This is a genomic window from Streptomyces sp. NBC_00019 (assembly GCF_045041015.1).
Classification (GTDB): Bacteria; Actinomycetota; Actinomycetes; order Streptomycetales; family Streptomycetaceae; genus Streptomyces.
Window position 1 is genome coordinate 8405584 of the sequence record NZ_CP108302.1, and the last position, 24346, is coordinate 8429929.

23 protein-coding genes are annotated in these 24346 nt (G+C 72.5%); 16 read left to right on the top strand and 7 right to left on the bottom strand.

Annotated features, from left to right (window positions below; genetic code table 11):
• Positions 1-15: 15 nt before the first annotated feature.
• The 3 genes from hydA to OHU89_RS38940 all read left to right on the top strand — a co-directional run bounded on the left by hydA (position 16) and on the right by OHU89_RS38940 (position 4162).
• A complete protein-coding gene (gene hydA / locus OHU89_RS38930) occupies positions 16-1419 on the top strand; it encodes a dihydropyrimidinase (RefSeq protein WP_405649645.1) in 1404 nt (467 codons plus the stop codon).
• Between the two features lie 11 nt (positions 1420-1430).
• A complete protein-coding gene (locus tag OHU89_RS38935) occupies positions 1431-2450 on the top strand; it encodes a TIGR03842 family LLM class F420-dependent oxidoreductase (RefSeq protein WP_405649647.1) in 1020 nt (339 codons plus the stop codon).
• Positions 2451-2605: 155 nt separating this feature from the next.
• A complete protein-coding gene (locus OHU89_RS38940) occupies positions 2606-4162 on the top strand; it encodes an NCS1 family nucleobase:cation symporter-1 (RefSeq protein ID WP_405649649.1) in 1557 nt (518 codons plus the stop codon).
• Positions 4163-4189: 27 nt separating this feature from the next.
• Here OHU89_RS38940 and OHU89_RS38945 read toward each other — a convergent pair whose 3' ends face one another.
• Both OHU89_RS38945 and OHU89_RS38950 read right to left on the bottom strand, forming a co-directional pair.
• A complete protein-coding gene (locus tag OHU89_RS38945) occupies positions 4190-4846 on the bottom strand; it encodes a hypothetical protein (protein WP_405649651.1) in 657 nt (218 codons plus the stop codon).
• A gap of 150 nt (positions 4847-4996) precedes the next feature.
• Positions 4997-6001, bottom strand: coding sequence for a carboxymuconolactone decarboxylase family protein (locus tag OHU89_RS38950; RefSeq protein WP_405649653.1), 1005 nt, complete (start codon positions 5999-6001; stop codon positions 4997-4999).
• 167 nt (positions 6002-6168) lie between these two features.
• Between OHU89_RS38950 and OHU89_RS38955 the strand changes: the two genes are divergently transcribed.
• From OHU89_RS38955 to OHU89_RS38985, 7 genes are all read left to right on the top strand, one after another.
• Complete coding sequence (locus OHU89_RS38955; protein WP_405649654.1) at positions 6169-7272, top strand: histidine kinase; 1104 nt, start codon at positions 6169-6171, stop codon at positions 7270-7272.
• Complete coding sequence (locus tag OHU89_RS38960) at positions 7269-7928, top strand: response regulator (protein ID WP_405649656.1); 660 nt, start codon at positions 7269-7271, stop codon at positions 7926-7928. The genes OHU89_RS38955 and OHU89_RS38960 overlap by 4 nt, the downstream gene beginning before the upstream one ends.
• Positions 7929-7971: 43 nt before the next feature.
• On the top strand, positions 7972-8799 hold the full coding sequence (locus OHU89_RS38965) for a class I SAM-dependent methyltransferase (protein ID WP_405649658.1): 828 nt from the start codon (positions 7972-7974) through the stop codon (positions 8797-8799).
• 52 nt (positions 8800-8851) lie between these two features.
• Positions 8852-10678, top strand: a complete 1827-nt coding sequence (locus OHU89_RS38970) for a gamma-glutamyltransferase family protein (RefSeq protein ID WP_405649660.1) — start codon at positions 8852-8854, stop codon at positions 10676-10678.
• Between the two features lie 115 nt (positions 10679-10793).
• Positions 10794-11639, top strand: a complete 846-nt coding sequence (locus OHU89_RS38975; RefSeq protein WP_365410409.1) for an inositol monophosphatase family protein — start codon at positions 10794-10796, stop codon at positions 11637-11639.
• A 166-nt stretch (positions 11640-11805) separates the two neighbouring features.
• The gene (locus OHU89_RS38980; RefSeq protein ID WP_405649662.1) at positions 11806-13215 is read left to right on the top strand and encodes a phytoene desaturase family protein; all 1410 of its coding nucleotides are present in this window, start codon (positions 11806-11808) and stop codon (positions 13213-13215) included.
• Positions 13212-13721: an O-acetyl-ADP-ribose deacetylase gene (locus OHU89_RS38985; RefSeq protein ID WP_405649664.1), complete on the top strand. Its 510-nt coding sequence runs from the start codon at positions 13212-13214 to the stop codon at positions 13719-13721. Before OHU89_RS38980 ends, OHU89_RS38985 begins: the two co-directional genes overlap by 4 nt.
• A gap of 67 nt (positions 13722-13788) precedes the next feature.
• On the opposite strand, the gene OHU89_RS38990 is transcribed toward OHU89_RS38985, so the two are convergent.
• A complete protein-coding gene (locus tag OHU89_RS38990; RefSeq protein ID WP_405649666.1) occupies positions 13789-14331 on the bottom strand; it encodes a hypothetical protein in 543 nt (180 codons plus the stop codon).
• Between the two features lie 450 nt (positions 14332-14781).
• On the opposite strand from OHU89_RS38990, the gene OHU89_RS38995 reads away from it, so the two are divergent.
• The 3 genes from OHU89_RS38995 to OHU89_RS39005 all read left to right on the top strand — a co-directional run bounded on the left by OHU89_RS38995 (position 14782) and on the right by OHU89_RS39005 (position 17575).
• Entirely contained in the window at positions 14782-15330 is a 549-nt protein-coding gene (locus OHU89_RS38995; RefSeq protein ID WP_405654837.1) for a PP2C family protein-serine/threonine phosphatase, read from the top strand.
• 259 nt (positions 15331-15589) lie between these two features.
• The gene (locus OHU89_RS39000) at positions 15590-17074 is read left to right on the top strand and encodes an AlkA N-terminal domain-containing protein (protein ID WP_405649668.1); all 1485 of its coding nucleotides are present in this window, start codon (positions 15590-15592) and stop codon (positions 17072-17074) included.
• A 9-nt stretch (positions 17075-17083) separates the two neighbouring features.
• Positions 17084-17575 carry a methylated-DNA--[protein]-cysteine S-methyltransferase gene (locus OHU89_RS39005; RefSeq protein ID WP_405649670.1) on the top strand — a complete coding sequence of 164 codons (492 nt, stop codon included), beginning with the start codon at positions 17084-17086 and terminating at the stop codon, positions 17573-17575.
• A gap of 37 nt (positions 17576-17612) precedes the next feature.
• On the opposite strand, the gene OHU89_RS39010 is transcribed toward OHU89_RS39005, so the two are convergent.
• Positions 17613-18359: an SIR2 family NAD-dependent protein deacylase gene (locus tag OHU89_RS39010; RefSeq protein WP_405649672.1), complete on the bottom strand. Its 747-nt coding sequence runs from the start codon at positions 18357-18359 to the stop codon at positions 17613-17615.
• A gap of 187 nt (positions 18360-18546) precedes the next feature.
• Here OHU89_RS39010 and OHU89_RS39015 point away from each other — a divergent pair, with 187 nt between their 5' ends.
• Positions 18547-18960, top strand: a complete 414-nt coding sequence (locus OHU89_RS39015; RefSeq protein WP_405649674.1) for a YciI family protein — start codon at positions 18547-18549, stop codon at positions 18958-18960.
• Entirely contained in the window at positions 18960-20105 is a 1146-nt protein-coding gene (locus OHU89_RS39020) for an RNA polymerase sigma factor (RefSeq protein ID WP_405649676.1), read from the top strand. The genes OHU89_RS39015 and OHU89_RS39020 overlap by 1 nt, the downstream gene beginning before the upstream one ends.
• 22 nt (positions 20106-20127) lie before the next feature.
• Here OHU89_RS39020 and OHU89_RS39025 read toward each other — a convergent pair whose 3' ends face one another.
• On the bottom strand, positions 20128-20622 hold the full coding sequence (locus OHU89_RS39025) for an NUDIX domain-containing protein (RefSeq protein WP_405649678.1): 495 nt from the start codon (positions 20620-20622) through the stop codon (positions 20128-20130).
• Between the two features lie 105 nt (positions 20623-20727).
• A complete protein-coding gene (locus tag OHU89_RS39030; RefSeq protein ID WP_266886131.1) occupies positions 20728-21798 on the bottom strand; it encodes an ADP-ribosylglycohydrolase family protein in 1071 nt (356 codons plus the stop codon).
• Between the two features lie 191 nt (positions 21799-21989).
• On the opposite strand from OHU89_RS39030, the gene OHU89_RS39035 reads away from it, so the two are divergent.
• Positions 21990-23108 carry a glycerate kinase gene (locus OHU89_RS39035; RefSeq protein ID WP_405654839.1) on the top strand — a complete coding sequence of 373 codons (1119 nt, stop codon included), beginning with the start codon at positions 21990-21992 and terminating at the stop codon, positions 23106-23108.
• On the opposite strand, the gene OHU89_RS39040 is transcribed toward OHU89_RS39035, so the two are convergent.
• Positions 23109-24305, bottom strand: coding sequence for a CdaR family transcriptional regulator (locus OHU89_RS39040; protein WP_266886129.1), 1197 nt, complete (start codon positions 24303-24305; stop codon positions 23109-23111).
• Between the last annotated feature and the right edge of the window lie 41 nt (positions 24306-24346).

The following is a 24346-nucleotide window of genomic DNA, read 5'->3' on the forward strand; positions in this document are numbered from 1 at the left end:
ACCAGGAGAGGGAACATGAGTAGCCGTACCGTCATCCGTGGTGGCCTCGTCATCACCGCGTCCGACGAGATCCACGCCGACGTCCTGATCGAGGACGGCCGTATCGCCGCCCTCGCCGCCTCCGGCACCCCGGCCGCCGAGGCCTGGAGTGCCGAGCGGACCATCGACGCCACCGGCAAGTACGTCATCCCGGGCGGCGTCGACGCCCACACGCACATGGAGCTGCCGTTCGGCGGCACCTTCGCCTCCGACACCTTCGAGACCGGCACCAGGGCCGCCGCCTGGGGCGGTACGACGACCATCGTCGACTTCGCCGTGCAGAGCGTCGGCCACTCCCTGCGCGAGGGCCTCGACGCCTGGCACGCCAAGGCGGAGGGCAACTGCGCGATCGACTACGCCTTCCACATGATCGTCTCCGATGTGAACCAGGAGACGCTCAAGGAGATGGACCTGCTGGTGGAGGAGGGCGTCACCTCCTTCAAGCAGTTCATGGCCTACCCCGGGGTCTTCTACTCCGACGACGGCCAGATCCTGCGCGCGATGCAGCGCTCCGCCGAGAACGGCGGACTGATCATGATGCACGCCGAGAACGGCATCGCGATCGACGTGCTGGTCGAGCAGGCGCTGGCCCGCGGTGAGACCGACCCGCGCTACCACGGGGAGGTGCGCAAGGCGCTCCTCGAGGCCGAGGCCACCCACCGCGCCATCAAGCTCGCCCAGGTCGCCGGAGCGCCCCTGTACGTCGTGCACGTCTCGGCCATGGAGGCAGTGGCCGAGCTGGCCAGGGCGCGCGACGAGGGGCTGAACGTCTTCGGTGAGACCTGCCCGCAGTACCTGTTCCTGTCGACGGACAACCTCGCCGAGCCCGACTTCGAGGGCTCGAAGTACGTGTGCTCGACGCCGCTCCGCCCCAAGGAGCACCAGGCCAAGCTGTGGCAGGGCCTGAGGACCAACGACCTCCAGGTCGTCTCCACCGACCACTGCCCCTTCTGCTTCGTGGGCCAGAAGGAGCTCGGCCGCGGCGACTTCTCGAAGATCCCCAACGGTCTGCCGGGCGTCGAGAACCGTATGGACCTGCTCCACCAGGCCGTCGTCGACGGGCACATCAGCCGCCGCCGCTGGATCGAGATCGCCTGCGCCACCCCGGCCCGCATGTTCGGCATGTACCCGAAGAAGGGCACCATCGCCCCGGGCGCCGACGCCGACGTCGTCATCTACGACCCGCACGCCGAGCAGATCATCGCCGCCGAGACCCACCACATGAACGTCGACTACTCGGCGTACGAGGGCAAGCGCCTCACCGGCCGGGTCGAGACGGTCCTCTCGCGCGGCGAACTCGTCATCACCGAGCGGGAGTACACCGGGCACGCCGGGCACGGTACGTACACCCCGCGCTCCACCTGTCAGTACCTCAACTAGGAGTGGCGCACATGGACTTCGGACTCGTCCTGCAGACCGACCCGCCGGCCTCGAAGGTCGTCAGCCTGATGAAGCGGGCCGAGCGCAACGGCTTCACGTACGGCTGGACCTTCGACTCCGCCGTGCTCTGGCAGGAACCGTTCGTGATCTACAGTCAGATCCTCGCCAACACCTCCAAGCTGACGGTCGGCCCCATGGTCACCAACCCGGGCACCCGCACCTGGGAGGTCACCGCCTCCACGTTCGCCACCCTCAACGACATGTTCGGCAACCGCACGGTCTGCGGCATCGGACGCGGCGACTCCGCGATGCGCGTCGCGGGCCGTGCCCCGAACACCCTCGCCCGCATCAGCGAGGCCATGAAGGTCATCAAGGCGCTCGGCTCCGGCCAGGAGGCCGACCTCGGGGGCACGGTCATCAAGTTCCCCTGGATCAAGGAGGACGCCCAACTCCCCGTATGGATGGCCGCGTACGGCCCCAAGGCGCTGAAGATGACCGGTGAGGAGGCCGACGGCTTCATCCTCCAGCTCGCCGACCTCTACCTCACCGAGTACATGGTCAAGGCCGTCAAGGACGCGGCCGTCGCCGCCGGGCGCGACCCCTCCGAGGTGAAGATCTGCGTCGCCGCCCCCGCCTACGTCACCGAGGACGACTCGCCCGAGGCCCTCGCCCACGCGCGCGACCAGTGCCGCTGGTTCGGCGGGATGGTCGGCAACCACGTGGCCGACCTGGTCTCCAAGTACGGCGAGCACTCCGCCGCCGTACCCGACGAACTCACCGACTACATCAAGGCCCGCGAGGGATACGACTACTCCCACCACGGCCGCTCCGACAACCCCGACACCGCCTTCGTGCCCGACGAGATCGTCGACCGGTTCTGCATCATCGGGCCCGTCGAGAAGCACATCGAGAAGCTCAACGCCCTGCGTGAGCTGGGCGTCGACCAGTTCGCCGTCTACGACATGCACGACGCGCAGGAGACCGTCATCGACGCCTACGGCTCGAAGGTGATCCCCGCCGTCAACGCCTGACCCCCACGGTCCCGTTCCCCCCGCCCCCCCACACCTTGCCCCCCCTCTCCGTCCCGCCGTTCCGGGGCGGAGAGGGGCGGCGGGACCCTCCATTCCCCGGTCCCGCCGGCCCCCGCACGGCCTATCCCGTCCCGCTCTCATCGATTGGCCTGCCCATGACCGACACAGTCCCCACGGGGTCGCAGATATCCCAGTCCGCCGGCCCCGACGGCCGGATCGAACTCAGCCCCGGGGCCTACCCCGCCGACAGTCCCTTCGCCAACGAGGACCTGCGTCCCGTACCGGTCTCCGAGCGCAAGTGGACGACGTACAACTTCGCGGCCCTGTGGATCTCCATGGCCCACTGCATCCCCAGCTGGACCCTGGCCTCCGGCCTGGTCGCGCTCGGCATGGACTGGAAGCAGGCCGTCTTCACCATCGCCCTGGCCAACATCATCGTGCTGCTGCCGATGCTGGCCACCGGGCACGCCGGACCCAAGTACGGCATCCCCTTCCCGGTCCTGGCCCGCGCCTCCTTCGGTCTGCGCGGCGCCAACATCCCGGCACTGATCCGGGCGGCCGTGGCCTGCGGCTGGTTCGGCATCCAGACCTGGATCGGCGGCAGCGGCATCTTCGCGCTGGGCTCCAAGCTCACCGGCGGGCACTGGGAGAACGCGGGGCAGATCGCCGGCAACCCGTGGCCGCTGTGGCTGTGCTTCCTGCTCTTCTGGGCGCTGCAGATCGCCATCATCTACCGCGGCATGGACTTCCTGCGGCACTTCGAGAACTGGGCCGCGCCCTTCGTCATCGTCGGCGCGCTCGTGCTGCTGATCTGGATCGCGGTCAAGGCGGACGGCTTCGGCGCGCTGCTCGACCAGCCGTCCAAGCTCGGCTGGGGCCCGGACTTCTGGCCGGTCTTCTTCCCCTCGCTCATGGGCATGATCGGCTTCTGGGCGACGCTGTCGCTCAACATCCCCGACTTCACGCGCTTCGGCGCCAGTCAGAAGGCACAGACCTGGGGGCAGTCCCTCGGTCTGCCCACGACCATGACGCTCTTCGCGGTCCTCGCCGTGCTGGTCACCTCCGGCTCCGAGGTCGTCTACGGCACGGCGATCTGGGACCCGGTGGAGCTGGCCGCCAAGGCGGACAACGCCTTCGGTCTCCTCTTCGCGCTGATCATCGTCCTCGTCGCGACCATCTCCGTGAACATCGCGGCGAACGTCGTCTCACCGGCGTACGACCTGGCGAACCTGGCACCGAAGCTCATCAACTTCCGTACGGGCGCGCTGATCACGGGTGTCGTCGGCATCCTGATCTTCCCGTGGAAGCTGATCTCGACGCCCGAGTTCTACATCTTCACCTGGCTCGGTGTGGTCGGCGGTCTGCTCGGCACGGTCGCGGGCATCCTCATCGCCGACTACTGGATCGTGCGCAGGACGGTGCTGCACCTGGCGGACCTGTACACACCCGGCGGACGCTACTGGTACACCAACGGCTGGAACTGGCGGGCGATCGCCGCCTTCCTGGTCGGCGGCATCCTCGCGGTCGGCGGGTCGCACTCGGCCGTCGGCGCGGACGGGGTCAAGACGGGGCCGTTCCCGACCGACGGTCTGATCCCGTTCCTCAAGCCGCTGTCCGACTACGGCTGGGCCGTGGGCCTGGGCGCCTCGCTGGTGCTGTACGTCGCGCTGATGCTGCCGAAGGGCAGGGAGCAGGAGGGCATCGAGGTCTGATGTCCACGGCTGAGAGGGCGGTCGGTGCTACTGACCGCCCTCCAGTGCTGCCACCGCGTCCTTGGCCGCCTTGATGGCGCCCTTGTTGATCACATCCGTGTCGGGCGCCTTCTTCGACTCGAAGTCGCTGCCGTTGTACGTGATGATCACCAGCGCGTTGGAGGCCTGGACGATGACCGTGCCCTCGCGGGTCTGCTGCTTGTCCTCGGTGGTGAGGTTCACGACCGAGTAGCCCTGGTCACCCAGGCCCGGAACGTCCCCTCCGCCGCTCTTCTCCTCGATGCGCTCCTTGTACGACGTCTGCGCCGCTTCGTCCGAGTCCGTGATCTCGAAGGACACGTCGAGCCAGCGGTAGTCGTACCCCTTGAGCGCGTTCCAGGAGCAGGTGCGGCGGAGCTTCGTGTCCGTCGACGGGATCTCCTTGCCGGCCGTCTTGGTGCCCGGTACCAGGGACTTGATGTTCTTCGTGGAGACGCTGCCGCAGGGCGAGGGGGCCGCGGTGTAGGCCTTCGAGGCCGCCGCGGTCGCAGGGGCCGAGGCGGATCGCGTACCGCCGCCCTTCGACGCGGAGTCGCTGTCGGCGGTCGGGGCCGGTCCTGAGGAGAGCGACCAGCCCGCGGCGGCGAGCACGACGACCGGGGACAGACGCGCGGTCAGGGCGAGCGGCAGAGGAAGGGAACGCACAGGCGCACTTTTCCGTGGGGGACGGTGCGGAAGGTGTCCGAACTGCGGACGGGACGCCAGTGTCACACGACTCCCTGTGGGGCGGAAGTGCCAACTCGCTCCGTACATGTGCGGTGACAGCGGCCCGTTGTTGACGCGTCGTGTGTCCTGTTATGTCCGCACGGAGTTGCGGGTGAACGCCGATTCGATCCGGTCCACCGCCAGGAACGCCCCGTACGCGACGAGGTGCACCAGACAGTGGTCGGTGTGCTCGGGGCGGCGCCAGGCGGCGACGTCCTCGTCGGTGATGCGGTACGGCGCGAGGGCGGCCAGCAGCGCGAGGCGGGCCCCGGGCCGCTCGCGCCGGTCGGGGAAGGGGTCCGGGGTGAGGGACGGGTGCGCTCCGTCCCAGTCCAGCAGGACCTCTTCCACGAGGTCCTGGTCGTCGGCGTCGAGCAGGGCGCCACCCGACATGGCCGCCCGGAGCAGCGCCGCGTAGGCGGGACCGACGGCCGTGCCGCCCGCCCACGCGGGGGCCTCGCCGGGGTCGGGGAGGTCGAGCAGCGCGAGTGCGGCGCCGGGCCGGGCCGGGCGGCGTACGGTCCGGGCCAGCGTGCGGCCCGCGAGACTGCGGACCGCGCGGAAGCGCTGGGCGTTGCCCGGCAGCAGGTTCTCGGTCACCAGCGCGGAGACGATCCGGTTGATGAAGTGGAAGGCGAGCGCGGTGCCGAGGTAGCCGGGGGCGTCCTCGCCCGGGAACGGATACGGCTCGGGGCCGAGGCCACCCGGTACGCGGGTCTGCTTCCCCCAGTCCAGTACGCGCGCGTGCTCCTCGTTCTCGGGCCGCTCCCCGCGCGCGAGGCGTTCGGCCAGGGCGTGGTCGCCGGTGGCGTGCAGCAGCACGGTGTGCGCGTCCACGCAGAACGGGCACCGGTTGGCGAGCGACACCCCGAGCGCCGCCAGCTCCTTGCCGGTGCGGCTGCCGGGTCCCGCGATCAACGATTCGCGCATCAGCGCCCAGGCGGGGGCGAGGAGTTCGGGGGCGGAGGAGAGGACCACGAAGGTGACCGGTTCGTCGATGCCGAACTCGCGGGCGAGCTGCTCGTAGACCTCGGCGACGCGACCGGTGGCCGCCTTGGGCGGCTCTGGCTCGGTGTAGCGGAAGGGTGTGGACATGGAGAGCAGCGTGCGCCGACCGGGTGCCCTCGGTCGTCGTACGTCCGAAGGGAGTTGACGCTGCGTCCGGGGGGCGGGACGAGCCCGCGGTGTACTACGGCGGGAGTAGTCGCAGAGTTGTCCACAGGGCTGACGCGGGTGTCGGCAGGGCCCTCTAGTGTGCGGACATGGGCGGGCACATGGTCACACACAAGGGGCTGGCCGACGCGGCGCTGGCGGTCGTGGTCGGCGCGTTGGCGATGACCACGGTCGCCTTCGACGGGGACAGGGGATGGCTGGACTACGGCCTGGTGGCGGTGAGTTCGGCCGCGCTGGCCTTCTACCGGCCGGCCCCACGGGCGGTGCTGGCCGTCTCGACCGCGTCCGGCGCGGCGTACGTCCTGCACGCGCAGCCCGGACTGCCGGCCGCCCTCCCCGTCCTGGCCGCCGTGCACACGGCGGCACGCGTGGGGCACCGGGGCTGGGCCCTTCTGGCGAGCGGGCTGTACCTGGCGGCGTACGTGGCGACGGGCCCGGCCACCCGGGACATCGTGGAGAACGCGGCGCTGCTCGCGGGCTGGTTCCTGTTCGCGGCGGTGACAGGCCTGGCCGACCGGAACTGGCAGGCGTATCTGCGCCAGACCGAACAGCGCGCCCTGGAGGCGGAACGCACCCGTGAGGAGGCGGCGCTGCGCCGGGCCGGTGAGGAACGCCTGCGGATCGCCCGTGAGTTGCACGACTCCCTCACCCACAGCATCTCGATCGTCAAGCTCCAGGCGGGCGTCGCGGTGCACCTCGCCCGCAAACGGGGCGAGGAGATACCGCCCGCCCTGCTGGCCATCCAGGAGGCGAGCGGCGAGGCCATGCGGGAACTGCGGTCCACGCTGGAGATCCTGCGCACCGACGAGGTCGTCGGCACGCCCGCACTGCTGGTGGAGCGGGCGCGGGCCGCCGGGCTCGCGGTGGACCTGACGGTGACGGGCGAGGAGTGCGAGCTGGGCGCGACGGTCGAGAAGGCGGTGTACCGCACCGTCCAGGAGGCGCTGACGAACGCGGCCCGGCATGCCGGGCCGGCGAAGGTGCGGGTGCGGCTCGCCTACGGGCAGGACCGGGTGACGGTGGCCGTGGAGGACGACGGGAACGCCGCCCCGGACCGGCCCTTCGCGCCGGGCATCGGCCTGACCGGCATGCGGGAGCGGGTGACGGCGCTAGGCGGGACCCTGCACGCCGCCCCGCGCACGGAGGGCGGCTTCGCGGTGCGGGCCGAACTGCCGGTGGGGGAGGCCGGATGATCCGGGTGGCGCTCGTCGACGACCAGGCGCTGATGCGGGCCGGTTTCCGGGCCCTGCTGGAGGCCGAGGACGGCATCGAGGTGGTCGGTGAGGCGGCCGACGGGGAACAGGGCCTGGCGCTGGTGCGGGCCGAGGTGCCCGACATCGCGCTGGTCGACGTGCAGATGCCGGTGATGACGGGCATCGAGGCGACACGCCACATCGCCGCGGACCCCGCACTGGCCGGGGTGCGCGTGGTGATCCTCACCAACTACGGCCTCGACAGCTATGTGTTCGAGGCGCTGCGCGCCGGCGCCAGCGGCTTTCTGCTGAAGGACACGGACCCGGCTGACCTGTTGCAGGCGATCGACGTGGTGGCGGGCGGCGAGGCGTTGCTGTCGCCGTCGGTCACCCGCACCCTGATCGGCGAGTTCGTCTCCAGACCCCCGGACCGCGCCACGGCCCCCGGCCTGGAGTGCCTCACCCCTCGCGAGCGCGAGGTGACGGGCCTGGCCGCGCGGGGGCTGACCAACGAGGAGATCGCCGCGCACATGGTCATCAGCCCGTTCACGGTCAAGACGCACGTCAGCCGCGCGATGACGAAACTGGGGGCGCGGGACCGGGCCCAACTGGTCGTGTTCGCCTACGAGTCGGGGCTGGTGCGGGCGCGGGAGTGAATTCCCGTTGCGTGGTCCGGGCACCGATCAGCAACCTGGTGCCATGACAGAGACGACACAGCCCCGGCGGCCCGCCGTCCGTGACGAGATCCTCGCCTACTACGCACGCGGCAACGAGGACGCCCGCCTGCGGGACGGAGGGGCTCCCGCCGGGCGGCTGGAGTTCTGGCGTACGCAGGACGTGCTGCGACGGCTGCTGCCCCCGGCGCCGGCCCGGGTGCTGGACGTCGGCGGCGGCAGCGGGGTGCACGCGGAGTGGCTGGTGCGGGACGGGTACGAGGTCGACCTCGTGGACCCCGTACCGCTCCATGTGGAGCAGGCGGCACGGATCCCCGGCGTCACCGCGCGCGCCGGTGACGCCCGCGCACTGCCCGCCGCCGACGCCGCCCACGACGTGGTACTGCTGCTCGGCCCGCTGTACCACCTGCCCGAACGCGCCGACCGGGTCAGGGCGTTGGCGGAGGCCTGCCGGGCGGTCCGGCCCGGTGGACTGGTGGTCGCGGCGACCATCAACCGGTTCGCGGGACTGCACGACCTGCTGCGCGAGGAGCGCTACTTCGACCCGGCGCAACGCGCCCGCACCGACGCGGTCGGCGACCACGGCCGGCACGGCACCGAGGGCGGCCTGTTCACCACCGCCTACTTCGCCCGACCCGACGAGGCCCCCGCCGAGTTCACCGACGCCGGGCTCACCGTCGACGGCCAGTACGGCCTGGAGGGCGCCGCCTGGCTGATGGGCGGCGTCGAGGACTGGCTGGACGACCCGGAACGCCGCGAGGTCGTCCTGGCGGCGAGCCGGCGCATCGAGTCGGAACCGACGCTCCTGGGGATCAGCGGACATCTCCTCACGGCGGGCACACGGCCCGCATAGCTTCCTTCGTACGATCATGCGCAGCGCCGCCCCCGCAGTGAGGAGTCCGCCCGTGTTCACCACCCGACCCACCCTCCAGGGCACCTTCGGCATGGTGTCCTCCACCCACTGGCTCGCCTCGCAGTCGGCGATGGCCGTGCTGGAGGACGGCGGCAACGCCTACGACGCGGCCGTGGCGGGGGCGTTCGTGCTGCACGTGGTCGAGCCACACCTCAACGGGCCCGCCGGGGAGGTGCCGATCCTGCTCGCCCCGGCGGGCGGCGAGGTACGGGTGCTGTGCGGACAGGGCGTCGCCCCGGCCGGAGCCTCCGTCGCGCACTACAAGGAGCTCGGGCTGGATCTCGTCCCCGGAACGGGACCCCTCGCGGCCGCCGTCCCCGGCGCCTTCGACGCCTGGATGCTCCTGCTCCGCGATCACGGGACCAAGCCCCTCGCCGAGGTGCTCCGGTACGCCATCGGGTACGCCGAGGACGGGCACGCGCCCGTGGACAACGTCGGGGCGACCGTCGAGACCGTCCGGGAGCTGTTCGAGGCCGAGTGGACCTCGTCGGCGGAGATCTATCTGCCCGGCGGACAGCCTCCCCGCCCCGGCGAGCTGTTCCGCAACCCCGCGCTGGCCGCCACCTGGAAGCGGCTGCTCGCCGAGGTCGACGCGGCGGGCGACCGGGTCGCACAGATCGAGGCGGCGCGGGAGGTCTGGCGGACCGGGTTCATCGGCGAGGCGCTGGTACGGCAGGCGCGGCGGCCCACCATGGACACCAGCGGGGAGCGGCACACCGGCACGCTGACGGCCGACGACCTCGCCGGGTGGTCCGCGACGTACGAGACCCCGGCGACGTACGACTGGAAGGGGTGGACGCTCTGCAAGGCCGGCCCCTGGAGCCAGGGCCCGGCGCTCCTCCAGCAACTCGCGCTGCTCCCGGCCGAGCTGCCCGCATACGGGTCCGCCGACTACGTCCACCTGCTGATCGAGGGCTGCAAGCTCGCCATGGCCGACCGCGAGGCCTGGTACGGCGACGCGGCCGAGGTGCCGCTCGACGAGCTGCTCACGGACGCGTACAACGCGGGCCGGCGGGCTCTGGTCGGCGACAAGGCCTCGTACGAACTGCGGCCCGGCAGTCCCGGCGGGCGCGCGCCCCGGCTGTGCGCGCACGCGCACGTGGTCGCGACGGACGACCCCGGCTTCAGCCCCATGGGGGCGGGGGAGCCCACCGTCGCCAAGAGCCCGGCCTCCCCGGTGCCCGGCGAGCCCGAGGTCGCCGCCGACGGCACCACCCGCGGCGACACCTGCCACCTCGACGTCGTCGACCGCTGGGGCAACATGGTCGCCGCCACCCCCAGCGGCGGCTGGCTCCAGTCCAACCCCGTCGTGCCCGAACTGGGCTTCCCGCTCGGTACCCGGCTCCAGATGACCTGGCTGGAGGAGGGCCTGCCGAACTCGCTGACGCCGGGCCGCCGCCCCCGGACCACCCTCACGCCCTCGATCGCGCTGCGCGACGGCGTGCCCGTCATGGCCTTCGGCACGCCCGGCGGGGACCAGCAGGACCAGTGGCAGCTGCACTTCTTCCTCGCGGTCGCGCTGCGGCCGGCGGTGCGCGGGGGCCTCGACCTGCAGGGCGCGATCGACGCGCCCAACTGGCACAACGACAGCTTCCCCGGGTCCTTCTACCCGCGCGGCATGCGGCCCGGCAGCGTGACGGTCGAGGCCCGCACGGACGCCGGGGTCGTCGAGGAGCTGCGCCGGCGCGGGCATGACGTCACCGTGAGCGACCCCTGGTCGGAGGGACGGCTGTGCGCGGTCGCCCGGGACCCGGAGACGGGGATCCTGTCGGCGGCGGCGAATCCGCGGGGGATGCAGGGGTACGCGGTGGGCCGCTGAGCCCACGCCACGCTCACTCCCGGCCATTGATGCCATATCCCGGTATTCAGCGTGATTCCACCCACAGTCCACCCATCGGGTGGGGATTGTCAGTAGGGCGTGCTCTTATGGAGTCATGATCGAAGACACGGAAACCATCGACGAGTTTCTCGCCCGCCACTCGGCCGACGTGGAGGAGGCCCTCCGCAAGGCCGCCGCGGCCGAGATCATGCCCCGCTTCCGTCAGCTCGCCGCGCACGAGGTCGACCAGAAGAGCGGGCCGCACGACCTGGTGACGGACGCCGACCGGCTGGCCGAACAGCACCTCACCGAAGCGCTCGGCGCCCTCCTGCCCGGCTCCGTCGTGGTCGGCGAGGAGGCCGTGCACGCCAACCCGGCCTCGTACGAGGCGATACGCGGCGACGCCCCGGTCTGGATCGTCGACCCGGTCGACGGGACACGGCAGTTCGTGCGCGGGGAGGACGGCTTCAGCACCCTGGTCGCACTCGCCCAGGGCGGCGTGCTGCGCGCCTCGTGGATCTACGCGCCGGCTCGTGACCAACTCGCCACCGCCGTACGGGGCCAGGGCGCTTTCCTCGACGGCGAGCGACTGTTCGCCGGACCGCCGGAGCCCGGCCGGGACCTCGAAGTGGCCACCTCCCACCCGGACTACACGACGGACGAACAGAAGCGCGCCCTGCTGGGGCTGTGGACGGACGGCATCGCCCCCCGCGCCTGCGGTTCCGCCGGCCTGGAGTATCTCGCCATCGCCCGTGGCCGGTTGGACGCCACCGCCTTCTCCTGGGAGGCGGCCTGGGACCACGCGGCGGGCCTGCTCCTCGTCGAGGAGGCGGGCGGCGCCCACCTGACCGTCACCGGCGAGCCGTTCCGCATCACCGGCGGCAACACCCTGCCGTTCACCACGGCACGGGACGCGGCGACGGCACGACGGATCGTGGGGCTGCTGGCGGGCGGGGTCTGAGGCACGGCTCGGCGGACGGGTGCGCGCGGGTCGCGATGTACGCCACCGACGGTGACCGTCCGGACACCGCCCGCGCTCGAGTCCCCCGCGACCCGGGACCGACGGTGCCCCGTCCTATCCTGATCCAGTGGCCATCGGCTGACGAAGGAGTCCGAAGGTGCCGTCGATGCTTGACGCATGCGTGGTGGGTGCGGGACCGAACGGACTGACCGCTGCCGTGGAGCTGGCCCGCCGCGGCTTCTCCGTGGCCCTCTTCGAGGCCCGCGACACCGTCGGCGGGGGAGCCCGCACCGAGGAACTCACGCTGCCGGGCTTCCGGCACGACCCGTGCTCCGCCGCACACCCCCTGGGCATCAACTCGCCCGCGTTCCGCGCCCTTCCACTGGAGCGGTACGGCCTGGAGTGGCTGCACGCCGACCTCCCCATGGCCCACCCCTTCACCGACGGCACCGCCGCCGTGCTCTCCCGTTCGGTCGCCGAGACGGCCGCCTCGTTCGGGCCGCGCGACGCGGGGGCGTACCGCAGGCTGGTCGAGCCGTTCCTGCCCCGATGGGACACCCTGGTCCGGGACTTCATGTCGCTGCCGATGACCGCGCTGCCCCGCGACCCGGTGACCCTCGCCCGCTTCGGCCTCGTCGGACTGCCCCCGTCGACCTGGCTGCTGCGCCGCTTCCGCGACGAGCGCGCCAAGGCGCTGTTCGCCGGTCTCGTCGCGCACGTCATGGCGCCCCTCTCCGGCTTCGCCACCGGCGCCATCGGCCTGGTCTTCGCGCTCGCCGCGCACGCGCGCGGCTGGCCCGTCGCCCGCGGCGGCTCCCAGTCCATCTCCGACGCGCTCGCGGCCTACCTCGAGGACCTCGGCGGCGCCATCCACACCGACTACGAGGTCAAACGCCTCGACGACCTGCCGCCCGCCCGCGCCTACATCTTCGACACCTCGCCCACCGCGCTGGCCCGCATCGCCGGCTTCGGCCGCTACTACGACAACTACCGGTACGGCCCGGGCGTCTTCAAGGTCGACTACGCCCTCGACGGCCCGGTGCCCTGGACCGCGCCGGAGCCCCGCATCGCCGGCACCGTGCAGATCGGCGCGAACACCGCCGAGATCAGCGCCGCCCTGCGCGCGGCGTCCCGGGAGGGCAGGGCCCCCGACAAACCGTTCATGATCACCGTGCAGCCCAGCGTGGTGGACCCCACCCGGGCCCCCGAGGGCAAGCACGTCTTCTGGGCCTACGGCCATGTCCCGAGCGGCTGGACCGGGGACCTCACCGACGCCATCGAGCGCCAACTGGAGCGTTTCGCCCCGGGGTTCCGCGACCTGGTCCTGGCCCGTGCCACCGCCGGCCCGCCCGAACTGGCCGCCCGCAATGCCAACTACGTCGGCGGCGACATCGGCTCCGGCGCGGTCACCGGACTGCAGATCCTGCTGCGCCCCAAGCTCTCACTGTCCCCGTACGCCACCCCGCACCCGGCCGTCTTCATCTGCTCGTCCGCCACCCCGCCGGGCCCGGGCGTGCACGGCATGTCCGGGCACAACGCGGCGAAAGCGGTGTGGAGGAGGCTGCGGCAGACATGACCACCATCACGCTCGTCCAGGGCGACATCACCGGCGAGAGCGCCGACGCCATCGTCAACGCGGCGAACTCCTCGCTGCTCGGCGGCGGAGGCGTCGACGGCGCCATCCACCGCCGCGGCGGCCCGGCCATCCTGGAGGACTGCCGCAAGCTCCGCGCCTCCCAGTACGGCAAGGGCCTGCCGACAGGCCGAGCGGTGGCGACCACGGCGGGCAATCTGCACGCCCGCTGGGTGATCCACACCGTGGGGCCCGTGTTCAGCCGGTCCGAGGACCGCTCCGACCTGCTGGCCTCCTGCTACCGCGAATCCCTGCGCGTCGCCGACGAACTCGGCGCCCGCACCGTCGCGTTCCCCGCCATCTCCACCGGCGTCTACCGCTGGCCGATGCAGGACGCCGCCCGCATCGCCGTGGCGACGGTAAGGGCCGCGAAGACCGAGGTCGAGGAGGTCAGGTTCGTCCTGTTCGACGAGGGCGCGTACGGGGTGTTCGCCGCAGAGGTCGGCTGACGCGGGCGACCGTACGCGACCGGGCCGCCCGGGTGGGATTCCGAGCGGCCCGGCAGGCGAGCCGGCACTACGCCACGGGCAGCGCCGGCACCTCCGGCAGGCCGCCGCCGAGGAGCCCGGTGACCAGTCCCAGCACCGGGGACAGCAGGCCGGTGACCGCGCTCAGCACTCCGCCGAGGTCGAGCGAGGTCAACGCACTGATCAGACCCTGGACCGCGGACGTGAGCGAGGACAGCAGGTCACCCACGGGATCGGCCGCCGCGGCCACGGACCGGTCGGCCGGGCGGTCCAGGCTCTTCAGGCGCTCCTGGACGGTCAGGTTCCAGGCCCGCAACTCCTCCGCGTACGCGGCCGCCGCCTCCGGGGCGAGCCGGGAGCCGTCCGCCTCGCCGAGGTCAGCGACCGTGTCGAGGAGGGGCGCCAGCGCGCCGTCGTGGTCGAGAACCGTGTCCGTCTCGGCGTCGGAGCGCAGGGCGGCCTCGCTGATGCTCAGGCCCGGCACCGCTCGGCCCGCGTCGCCGACGGCGGCGGCAGTGCCGACCGGTCCGAAGACCAGTGCGGCACAGACCAGGGGCGGCACGAGAAGGCCGCGGGAGACTAGGGCGCGCATGGAGTTTCTTTCGAAGCGCTGAAGCTGCTGCTCTTGCGCCCACGGTGGGAACCGCCCCGACACCCCGCAACCGATCACACCGCCCGCACCGGCCTCAGCGCCGCCCCACGGCGACGCTGACCAGCGTCTTTGCCGCGGAACGCGGCTCCTTACGGGTGTCAGCACCACGTTCCGCCGTCAGGGGGTGCGGCTCAGCCGTACACCGGCACGAGCACCGCGAGCGGCAGCCGCGACAGCACCCAGCGCCGTGACCGGAGCGTGTCCGGGTGCACCTCCGCTGCGGCCGCCCGATCATGGAACCCACTGCCCTGGAGAACGGGAGGTTCCTGTGCGGTCGGACTTCCCCCTCCCACGGACCCTGCTGTCCGAGGACGTCGAGACGCTGCTGGCGGGCGCGACGGCGGAACTGGGGCGTGAATACCGTCGCTGGCGCTTCCGCACGGCCGCAACCTGCTGGTCATCGGCGATGTCATGGGCCACGGCGTCGAGGCCGCCGTCGCGATGAGCCACTACCGCTCCATGCTGCGTGCCCTCGCCTCCTCCGGAATGTCCCTGCACGAGATGCTCGCCGCCGCCGAGCGCATGGTCGCCGGGTCCGGCTTCGAACGCGTCGCCACCTGCCTGCTGGCGTTGGGCGACCCGGCCACGGACACGGTCAGCTACGCGAACGCCGGCCACCTGCCACCGCTGCGGATCCTGCCCGACGGCCGCGTGGAACTGGTTCCGCGGCCGGCCGGCCCACCTCTGGGCACCGGCATGGGCGTCTACGAGACGGTCACCCGTCCGGGCGTCCCGGGCGGGGTGCTGCTCCTCTACACCGACGGCCTCGTGGAACGCTGGGCCGAGGACATCGACGTCTCCCTGCACCGACTGACGGAACTGCGCCTGCTGCCCGGCGGAGGCCTGGACGAGATCCTCGACGGGATCCTGGCGCACGCCGCGACAGGATCGGCGCGCGACGACATCGCCTTGCTGGCGGCTCGGACGCGAGGGGTGTGAGCGGGCCGCTCACAGGGTGCCCGTGTCGGCTCGGGGCCGTCAGCCGCGTCCGGCGCCCGCCCGTCGCCGTACCCCCACCCCGCGACCGGCAACGGCCCGCCCGCGTCGCCCAGTTCACGCCCCAGTTCGGCCGCGCCCTTGCTGGTCGGGCTGCGGCAGCTGCGCGAATCCGCGTGGTGATCCGGGACGGCGCAGGAAGCGTGAGGTTGATGTCGGATTCCCGCCAGCCCATGCCCGGTGACTGCCCCATGCTGGACGTATGCAGAAGGGGATGCACACCGACACCGAGGGCTGCGTGCGCGCGGTCCAGTCCAAGGACGCCCGGTTCGACGGGTGGTTCTTCACGGCGGTCCTGACGACCCGGATCTACTGCCGGCCCAGTTGTCCGGTGGTGCCGCCCAAGCCGGAGAACATGACGTTCTATCCGAGCGCGGCCGCCTGTCAGCAGGCCGGCTTCCGGGCGTGCAAGCGCTGCCGCCCGGACACCAGCCCCGGCTCTCCCGAGTGGAACCAGCGCGCGGACCTGGTCGCCCGGACGATGCGGCTGATCGCCGACGGCATCGTCGACCGCGAGGGCGTGCCCGGACTCGCCTCCCGGCTCGGCTACAGCACCCGGCAGATCGAACGCCAGCTCCTCGCCGAGCTCGGCGCGGGCCCGCTCGCTCTCGCGAGGGCCCAACGCGCCCAGACGGCACGGCTGTTGATCGAGACGACCCCGCTGCCGATGGCGGAGATCGCCTTCGCCGCCGGCTTCTCCTCCATCCGCACCTTCAACGACACCGTGCGCGAGGTGTTCGCCCTCTCGCCGAGCGAACTGCGCACCCGGGCACCGAAGAAGGGCAACGCCGCGAGCACCCCGGGCGCCCTCACCCTGCGTCTGCCGTTCCGCGCCCCCCTCAACCCCGACAACCTCTTCGGCCACCTCGCGGCGACCGCCGTACCGGGGGTGGAGGAATGGCGGGACGGCGCGTACCGGCGCACGCTCCGACTGCCGTACGGCCACGGCATCGTGACGCTCACCCCCAACCCCGACCACATCGCCTGCCGCCTCACCCTCAGCGACCTGCGCGACCTGACCGTCGCCATCAGCCGCTGCCGGCGCATGCTCGACCTGGACGCCGATCCGGTCGCGATCGACGACCAGCTGCGCACGGACCCGGTGCTGGCGCCGCTGGTCGACAAGGCTCCGGGGCGACGGGTGCCGCGGACGGTGGACGAGGCGGAGTTCGCCGTACGGGCGGTCCTCGGGCAGCAGGTGTCCACGGCGGCGGCCCGCACCCACGCGGCCCGTCTGGTGACCGCGCACGGCGAGCCGCTGGACGACACCGAGGGCGGTCTGACCCACCTCTTCCCGTCCCCGGAGGCGCTCGCCGCGCTCGACCCGGACTCGCTGGCGATGCCCCGCACCCGCCGCGCCACCTTCACCACCCTGGTCGCCCAACTGGCGGACGGCTCACTCAACTTGGGCGTGGAGGGCGACTGGGCGGAGACCCGCGCCCGCCTCCTCGCCCTGCCCGGCTTCGGCCCCTGGACGGTCGACGTCATCGCGATGCGCGCCCTCGGCGACCCCGACGCCTTCCTCCCCACCGACCTCGGCATCCGCAAGGCCGCCCAGGAGCTGGGCCTCCCGTCGACCCCGGCCGCGCTGACCGCGCGTGCGGCGGCCTGGCGGCCCTGGCGGGCGTACGCGGTCCAGTACCTGTGGGCGACCGACAGCCACCCGATCAACTTCCTCCCGGTGTAAGGACGTTCCGTGAGTTCAGCGAAACAGCACACCACCATCGACAGTCCGTACGGCCCGCTGACCCTCGTCGCGACGGACGGCACCCTCAGCGGCCTCTACATGACCGACCAACGCCACCGCCCGCCCCAGGAGAACTTCGGCGAGCGCGACGACCGCCCCTTCGGTGAGCCGGCCGACCAGCTGGCGGCCTACTTCGCCGGGGAGTTGAAGGAGTTCACCCTCGAACTCCACCTGGACGGCACCTCGTTCCAGCGCAGCGTCTGGCAGCAGCTGCTCCGCATCCCCCACGGCGAGACCCGCACCTACGGCGACCTCGCCGACGCCCTCGGCAACCCCGGCGCCTCCCGCGCGGTCGGCCTCGCCAACGGCAAGAACCCGATCGGCATCATCGTCCCCTGCCACCGCGTCGTCGGCGCCGACGGCAGCCTGACGGGCTACGGCGGCGGCCTGGAACGCAAGCAGCGACTGCTGGACTTCGAGCGGGGAACAGCACTGTTCTGAGGCCGTCGGCCCGTCACGCGCTCAGGACGGCACCGCGTCACATCGGACGCGGAGAACCCTCCGCGCGAAGCCGCCGCAGCAGCCTCGGCAGTGCCGTCCCGATCGGCTCCCGCACCACCTCGTCGGCGCGTTCGTCGTACGGCGTCGGCTCGGCGTTGACGATGATCAGCCGCGCCCCGTGGTCGGCGGCGACACCGGCGAGCCCGCCGGCGGGCTGGACCTGGAGGGTGCTGCCGACGGCGATGAACACCTGGCACGCCTTGGTGATCGAGACCGCCTCGCCGAGCACCACCGGGTCGAGCCGTTCACCGAACATCACGGTCGCGGACTTGAGGATCCCGCCGCATTCCCGGCACGCCGGATCGTCCTCGCAGGCCTCGACCCGGGCGAGGGCGTCCTCCATAGGTCCGCGCACATGACACTTCGTGCACACGAAACTCCGTGCGGAGCCGTGCAGTTCGAGCACCTTGCGGGCCGGCATCCCGGCGAGCTGGTGCAGCCCGTCCACGTTCTGCGTGATGACCCGCACCGGCACCCCGGAGCGCTCCAGCTCGGCCACGGCGATGTGCGCGGCGTTCGGCTCGGCCTTGAGCGTCCGGTTCTCACGCCGCATCCGCCACGAGCGGCGCCGGATCTCCGGATCGTCCATGTAGTACCCGTACGTCACGAGCTTCTCGGCCTCCGGGTCCCGCCGCCACAGGCCATTGGGGCCGCGATAGTCCGGAATCCCGGAATCGGTCGAAATACCTGCGCCACTGAGCAGGGCGACGAGAGGCTTGTCCATGGGGCCGAGGGTAGATCGGCGGGGTTGTCGGGAGCGAGCGGTTATGTCGGCCGTCGTCCCTCGTCGACGTACGGCCGCACCCGGCTCCGAAAAAATCTTGGACGGTGATGTCGAGAACCCGTGACCCGCTCCGTCCCAGGGGTGAACGCGGCCACAATGGGCCACACCAGTACCGAGGAGAACCACCATGGCCAAGTACCTGCTGCTGAAGCACTACCGGGGAGCCCCGGCCGCGGTGAACGACGTCCCCATGGACCAGTGGACGCCGGAGGAGATCTCGGCGCACGTGCAGTACATGCGGGACTTCGCGGACCGGCTGGAGAAGAGCGGCGAGTTCGTCGACGGGCAGGCGCTCGCCCCCGGGGGCGCGTGGGTCCGCTACGACGGTGAGGGCCGCCCGCCGGTCACCGACGGTCCCTTCGCCGAGACCAAGGACGTCATCGCCGGCTGGATGGTGATCGACGTCGACACCTGCGAGCGCGCCGTCGAGCTGGCCGGGGAACTGTCCGCCGCTCCCGGGGCGGGCGGCAAGCCGATCCACGAGTGGCTCGAACTGCGCCCGTTCCTGTCCGTACCCCCCACCATCGCGGAGTGCCATTGATGAACGAGGCCCTGCTGAGGAGCCTCACGCCGAGCGTGCTCACCGTCCTCGTCCGCCGCGGAGCCGACTTCGCGGCGGCCGAGGACGCCGTGCAGGACGCGCTCGTGGAGGCGGTCCGCGTCTGGCAGGCCGACCCTCCGCGGGACGCGAAGGGCTGGCTGGTCACGGTGGCCTGGCGCAAGTTCCTCGACGCCACCCGCGCGGACACCGCCCGGCGCCGGCGTGAGGACCGTCTCGACGAGGAGCCGGCGCCCGGACCCGCGCCCGCGGTGGACGACACGCTTCAGCTCTACTTCCTGTGCGCCCACCCCTCGCTGACACCGTCGTCCGCGGTCGCCCTCACCCTGCGCGCCGTCGGCGGCCTCACCACCCGGCAGATCGCCCAGGCGTACCTGGTGCCCGAGGCGACCATGGCGCAGCGCATCAGCCGTGCCAAGCGCACCGTCTCCGGCGTACGGTTCGAACGGCCCGGTGACGTCGCCACCGTGCTGCGCGTCCTCTACCTGGTCTTCAACGAGGGCTACTCCGGCGACGTCGACCTCGCCGCCGAGGCCATCCGGCTCACCCGGCAGCTCGCGGCCGTCATCGACCACCCCGAGGTGGCGGGGCTGCTCGCCCTCATGCTGCTCCACCACGCCCGCCGTGCCGCCCGGACCGCGCCCGACGGCAGCCTGGTGACCCTCGCCGAGCAGGACCGCGGCCGCTGGGACACCGGGGCGATCGCCGAGGGCGTCGAGATCCTCCAGACCGCCCTGGCCCGCGACCGGCTGGGCGAGTACCAGGCCCAGGCCGCCATCGCGGCCCTCCACGCGGACGCGCCCACCGCCGGGGAGACCGACTGGGTGCAGATCGTCGAGTGGTACGACGAACTCGCCCGACTGACCGACAGCCCCGTCGTCCGGCTCAACCGCGCGGTCGCCGTCGGCGAGGCCGACGGACCGCGCGCGGGCCTCGCGGCACTCGCGGCGCTGGAGGACTCCCTGCCCCGCCACACCGCGGTGGCGGCGTACCTCCACGAGCGCGACGGAGACCTGACGACGGCGGCACGGCGGTACGCCGAGGCCGCCCGCAAGGCCACCGACCTCGCCGAACGCGACCACCTGACCCGACAGGCCGCCCGCCTCAACACCCGTCTGCGGCACTGACGGGCCGCGCTCCCAAGCGGCGTCAGACGACCCGGTGCCCGTCCTCCAGCTCGGCCGTCCCCGCGCCGCCCGCGAGCACATCCATCGCGGCCAGCACCCGGCGGCCCAAGGCACCCGGCAGATACTCGGCCAGCTCCTCGCGCGGTACGAGCCGCCAGGACAGCAGCTCCTCCTCCTGCAGCCGGATCGCCTTGAAGTCGTCCTCGCCGAGCACCCCGCCGTCGTAGAGGTACGCCACCAGCGGCGGCCGTGCCGCCGTCCCGGGCACCCAGTCCACCGCGAGCAGCCGGCCGAGCTCCCGGTCGAGGCCTATCTCCTCCGCGGTCTCCCGGCGCGCACCCTGGCGCGGGGTCTCGCCGTCGTCGGACTCGACGGTGCCGCCCGGAAGCGCCCATCCGTCACGGTAGTTGGGCTCGACGAGCAGCACCCGGCCCGCCGCGTCCCGGAAGAGGGCGGCGGCACCGGCGAGGACACGGGGGAGACCCGCGATGTACGTGGCGAAGTCAGCAGCGGTCATCCACGAAGGGTAACCAGGCCGTCCCGGAGCGGGGAGAGCGCGCCGAGCGGCTCCCGCAGGCCGGCGAGGACGGCCGCGCGCCTCCCGCGCGCCGCGGAGGCGGTGTCACTCGGCGTCCACCAACCGCAGTGTCCGCTCCGCCAGTTCACTGATCCGTACCCCGTCGAACCCGAACACCGCGCTGCGCACCGTGTCCTCCAGCGGCTCCTTCCACTGCGGCGGAATCGCCTCGGCGCCGCTCAGCACCCCGGCCACCGAACCGGCGGTCGCCCCGTTGGAGTCGGTGTCCAGGCCGCCGCGGACCGTCAGCGTGACGGTGCGGGTGAAGTCGCCGTCGCCGTACAGGAGCCCGGCGGTGAGCACCGCGGCGTTCGGGACGGTGTGGATCCAGCCCATCCCGGAGGTCTCCTCGGCCACCGTGCTGAGGGTGTCCTCCCAGGTCATCCGGGTGTCGTGGAGGGAGATCACCCGGCGCACGGTCCGGGCCAGCCGGCTGCTCCCCGGGATCACGGTCAGCGCCTGGTCCAGGGCCTGGCGCACCGTCGACGCGGTGAACGCCGCCGAGACCAGCGCGGCCGCCCACATCGCGCCGTACACACCGTTGCCGGTGTGCGACAGCACCGCGTCCCGGCGGGCCAGCGAGGCCGCGCGGCGCGGGACGCCGGGGCAGGTCCAGCCGTAGATGTCGGCACGGATCAGGGCGCCGATCCACTCCTGGTAGGGGTTGTCGTACGTCGCCGTCAGCGGCGGTTTCAGTCCGTTGGCGAGGTTGCGGTAGGCGGCCCGTTCCGCCGTGAACGTCTGCAGATACGGCAGCCTGAGCAGCCACAGGTCCCCGACCTGCTCGGTACTGAAGGCGAAGCCGTGCGTCTCCAGCAGGTCCAGGCCGAGGATGGCGTAGTCCACGTCGTCGTCACGGCAGCTGCCGTGGATCCGGCCGCGCACGCACTGGCGCCACTCCGGGCGCAGCTCGAAGCCGTCGCTCTCGCTGGGCGGCTCGGGCAGATAGTCGGTCAGCGGCAGGGCGGCGGCCTGCCTCAGATAGCGGTCGATCCGGTCCCGCGTCCACAGGTCGCCCTGCTCGACCGGCTTGCCGAGCATGTTGCCGGCGATCCGGCCCAGCCAGCCCCCGAGGACGCGGTCGGCGAGCTCTGGTGCGGTACCCACAGGGGTCATAGGACCGGTTTACCCGATTACGGGCCACCGCACAGTGGGGTCGTAGCGGCTTCTCAAGGTCCGGGCGGTGCATGACGGCGAGGGGCACCTCCGGTTAAGGTCGCAGCGGCGCGACTGGCCTGACATGCGTGAGGCCCGGAGAGCAAGGGGAATGCAAGGTGGCGAACGCTGCAGGCAACAGTGCCCAGAGGGTGCTCATCGCCGCGGACAAGTTCAAGGGGTCGCTGACGGCCGTCCAGGTCGCGGAGCGGGTGACGGCCGGGCTGCGCCGGGTCGTGCCGAGCGTCGAGGTCGAGGCGCTGCCCGTGGCCGACGGCGGTGACGGAACCGTGGACGCGGCGGTCGCGGCCGGCTTCGAACGGCACGAGATCAAGGCCGCCGGGCCCCTCGGCCAGGAGGTCACGGCCGCCTTCGCGCTGCGCGGCGACACGGCCGTGGTGGAGATGGCGGAGGCCAGCGGCCTCCAGCGCCTCCCCAAGGGCGTCTTCGCGCCGCTCACGTCCTCCACGTACGGCTCCGGCGAGCTGCTGCGGGCCGCGCTCGACGCGGGCGCCCGCACGATCGTCTTCGGTGTCGGCGGCAGCGCCACCACCGACGGCGGCGCCGGCATGCTGACCGCGCTCGGCGCCCGGTTCCTCGACAAGGACGGCGAACCGGTCGCTCCGGGCGGCGGCGGTCTCGCCGACCTCGCCACGGCCGACCTGTCGGGCCTGGACCCGCGCCTGGCCGACGTCGAGCTGGTCCTCGCCAGCGACGTCGACAACCCGCTGACCGGCCCGAAGGGCGCGCCCGCGGTCTACGGCCCGCAGAAGGGCGCCTCCCCGGACGACGTGGACGCCCTCGACGAGGCCCTCGCCCACTACGCGCGCGTCCTGGAGAACGCCCTCGGCGCCAAGGCCGCCGCGCACGCGGCCTCCCCGGGCGCGGGCGCCGCGGGCGGCATCGGCTACGGCGCGCTGCTGGTCGGCGCCCGGTTCCGCCCCGGCATCGAGGTCATGCTCGACGTCCTCGGCTTCGCCCCCGCGCTGGAGAAGGCCACCCTGGTCATCACCGGCGAGGGCTCCCTCGACGAGCAGACCCTCCACGGCAAGGCCCCCGCGGGCGTCGCCGCCGCGGCCCGCGCCGCGGACAAGGAGGTCGTCGCGGTCTGCGGCCGCCTGGCCCTGCCCCCGGAGGCGCTCGGCAGGGCGGGCATCCGGCGGGCGTACCCGCTCACCGAGATCGAGCCCGACGTGGCGAAGTGCATCGCGGACGCCGGGCCGATCCTGGAGCGGGTGGCGGAGCAGATCGGCCGGGACTTCCTGACCTGATCACCTCCGGGCACCCGAGAGCCGGTACGCGTCCAGCGCCAACGTCATCTCGATCAGATCCCGGGGCCGGGCCAGCGACCGGGACGTCAGCTGTTCGAGTCGTCGTAGCCGGTTGAAGACCGTGTTGCGATGGCAGTACAGCCGTCCCGCGGCCCGCCCCGCGGAGCCCTCGCACGTCAGCCACACATCGAGGGTCTCAAGCAGCACGGCCCGGTCGGCGGGCTCCAGCGCCAGCAGCTCGCCGAACACGTCCGACACCAGCCGGTCGGCCAGCTCCGGCTGGCTCACCACCAGCGCCGTCGGCATCCGCTGATCAAGCCGTACGACCTCGGTCGCGTCCGGCGGACACGTCCGCAGCGCCAGTTCCGCGAGCCGCCGGGCCCGCCCCAGCTCGGCCAGCCCCGGCACCACCGGACTGATCCCGCCGGGCCCCGAGCAGCGCCCGTCGAGCGCCCGGGCCACCCCGTCCAGGCCCTGGCCCGGGGTGAGCGCGACGACCCCGACCTCGCAGTCCGCCCGCATCCGCCAGATGAACCGGAATCCGGCCCCCTGCAACGGCCGCACACCGCCGTCCCGCCGCTCGGTCCGCAGTACCACCACCGCGTACGGCCCGTGCTCCGGCAGATCCAGCCCCGCCGCCGCCCGCGCCGCGAGCCCCGCAGAGGCCTGACCCTCCAGGAGCGCGTCGAGCAACGCCTGCAACTGTTCGTCGGTCCGCCGCCGCAGCTCCGCCTCCGTCGCCCGGTACGCCTCCGACGCCGCCTGGGCCTGCGCGTCCACCGCCGACCACACCATCGTCGTCGACCGCATCAGCGCGGCCAGCCGCTCCGGCTCCCGCCCGGCCGCGCCCTCCACCAGCGCGTCCCACACCAGATAGCCGGCGTTGCGATAGGCGTGCACCAGCAGATCCAGCGGCAGCCCCTGCTGGGCCCGGCGCCGGCCCGCGTCCTCCGCGTACTCCAGGTCCCGGCGTGGCGAGTCCCGGGGCGCGGAGATCGTCTCGATGCCGACCCGGAACGCCTCCTCCGCCTCCCTCCACTGCGCGTCGTGCGGGAGCACCAGCCCGTACACGGGGGAGTGCTCGGTGAGTTGCCGTAGGTGCTCGTCGACGAGCTCGGGCACCCGTTCCAGCAGAGCCGTGCAGGACTCCGCGAGCAGCTTCCAGTCATGACCGGTGCGCGGCCGTCGCCCTCCCATGACCGCAGGATGACACCGGGACGCGGCCGCGCACAGGCCCC

Bases quoted from the DNA above. Each gene is read 5' to 3' on its own strand.
- OHU89_RS38955 (WP_405649654.1), top strand. From the start codon at position 6,169: ATGGGCGGGCACATGGTCACACACAAGGGGCTGGCCGACGCGGCGCTG.
- OHU89_RS38965 (WP_405649658.1), top strand. From the start codon at position 7,972: ATGACAGAGACGACACAGCCCCGGCGGCCCGCCGTCCGTGACGAGATC.
- OHU89_RS39010 (WP_405649672.1), bottom strand. From the start codon at position 18,359: ATGGACAAGCCTCTCGTCGCCCTGCTCAGTGGCGCAGGTATTTCGACC.
- hydA (WP_405649645.1), top strand. From the start codon at position 16: ATGAGTAGCCGTACCGTCATCCGTGGTGGCCTCGTCATCACCGCGTCC.
- OHU89_RS39015 (WP_405649674.1), top strand. From the start codon at position 18,547: ATGGCCAAGTACCTGCTGCTGAAGCACTACCGGGGAGCCCCGGCCGCG.
- OHU89_RS39040 (WP_266886129.1), bottom strand. From the start codon at position 24,305: ATGGGAGGGCGACGGCCGCGCACCGGTCATGACTGGAAGCTGCTCGCG.
- OHU89_RS39025 (WP_405649678.1), bottom strand. From the start codon at position 20,622: ATGACCGCTGCTGACTTCGCCACGTACATCGCGGGTCTCCCCCGTGTC.
- OHU89_RS38940 (WP_405649649.1), top strand. From the start codon at position 2,606: ATGACCGACACAGTCCCCACGGGGTCGCAGATATCCCAGTCCGCCGGC.
- OHU89_RS38975 (WP_365410409.1), top strand. From the start codon at position 10,794: ATGATCGAAGACACGGAAACCATCGACGAGTTTCTCGCCCGCCACTCG.
- OHU89_RS38950 (WP_405649653.1), bottom strand. From the start codon at position 6,001: ATGTCCACACCCTTCCGCTACACCGAGCCAGAGCCGCCCAAGGCGGCC.
- OHU89_RS38980 (WP_405649662.1), top strand. From the start codon at position 11,806: ATGCTTGACGCATGCGTGGTGGGTGCGGGACCGAACGGACTGACCGCT.
- OHU89_RS39000 (WP_405649668.1), top strand. From the start codon at position 15,590: ATGCAGAAGGGGATGCACACCGACACCGAGGGCTGCGTGCGCGCGGTC.
- OHU89_RS38960 (WP_405649656.1), top strand. From the start codon at position 7,269: ATGATCCGGGTGGCGCTCGTCGACGACCAGGCGCTGATGCGGGCCGGT.
- OHU89_RS39020 (WP_405649676.1), top strand. From the start codon at position 18,960: ATGAACGAGGCCCTGCTGAGGAGCCTCACGCCGAGCGTGCTCACCGTC.
- OHU89_RS38935 (WP_405649647.1), top strand. From the start codon at position 1,431: ATGGACTTCGGACTCGTCCTGCAGACCGACCCGCCGGCCTCGAAGGTC.
- OHU89_RS38990 (WP_405649666.1), bottom strand. From the start codon at position 14,331: ATGCGCGCCCTAGTCTCCCGCGGCCTTCTCGTGCCGCCCCTGGTCTGT.
- OHU89_RS38985 (WP_405649664.1), top strand. From the start codon at position 13,212: ATGACCACCATCACGCTCGTCCAGGGCGACATCACCGGCGAGAGCGCC.
- OHU89_RS39030 (WP_266886131.1), bottom strand. From the start codon at position 21,798: ATGACCCCTGTGGGTACCGCACCAGAGCTCGCCGACCGCGTCCTCGGG.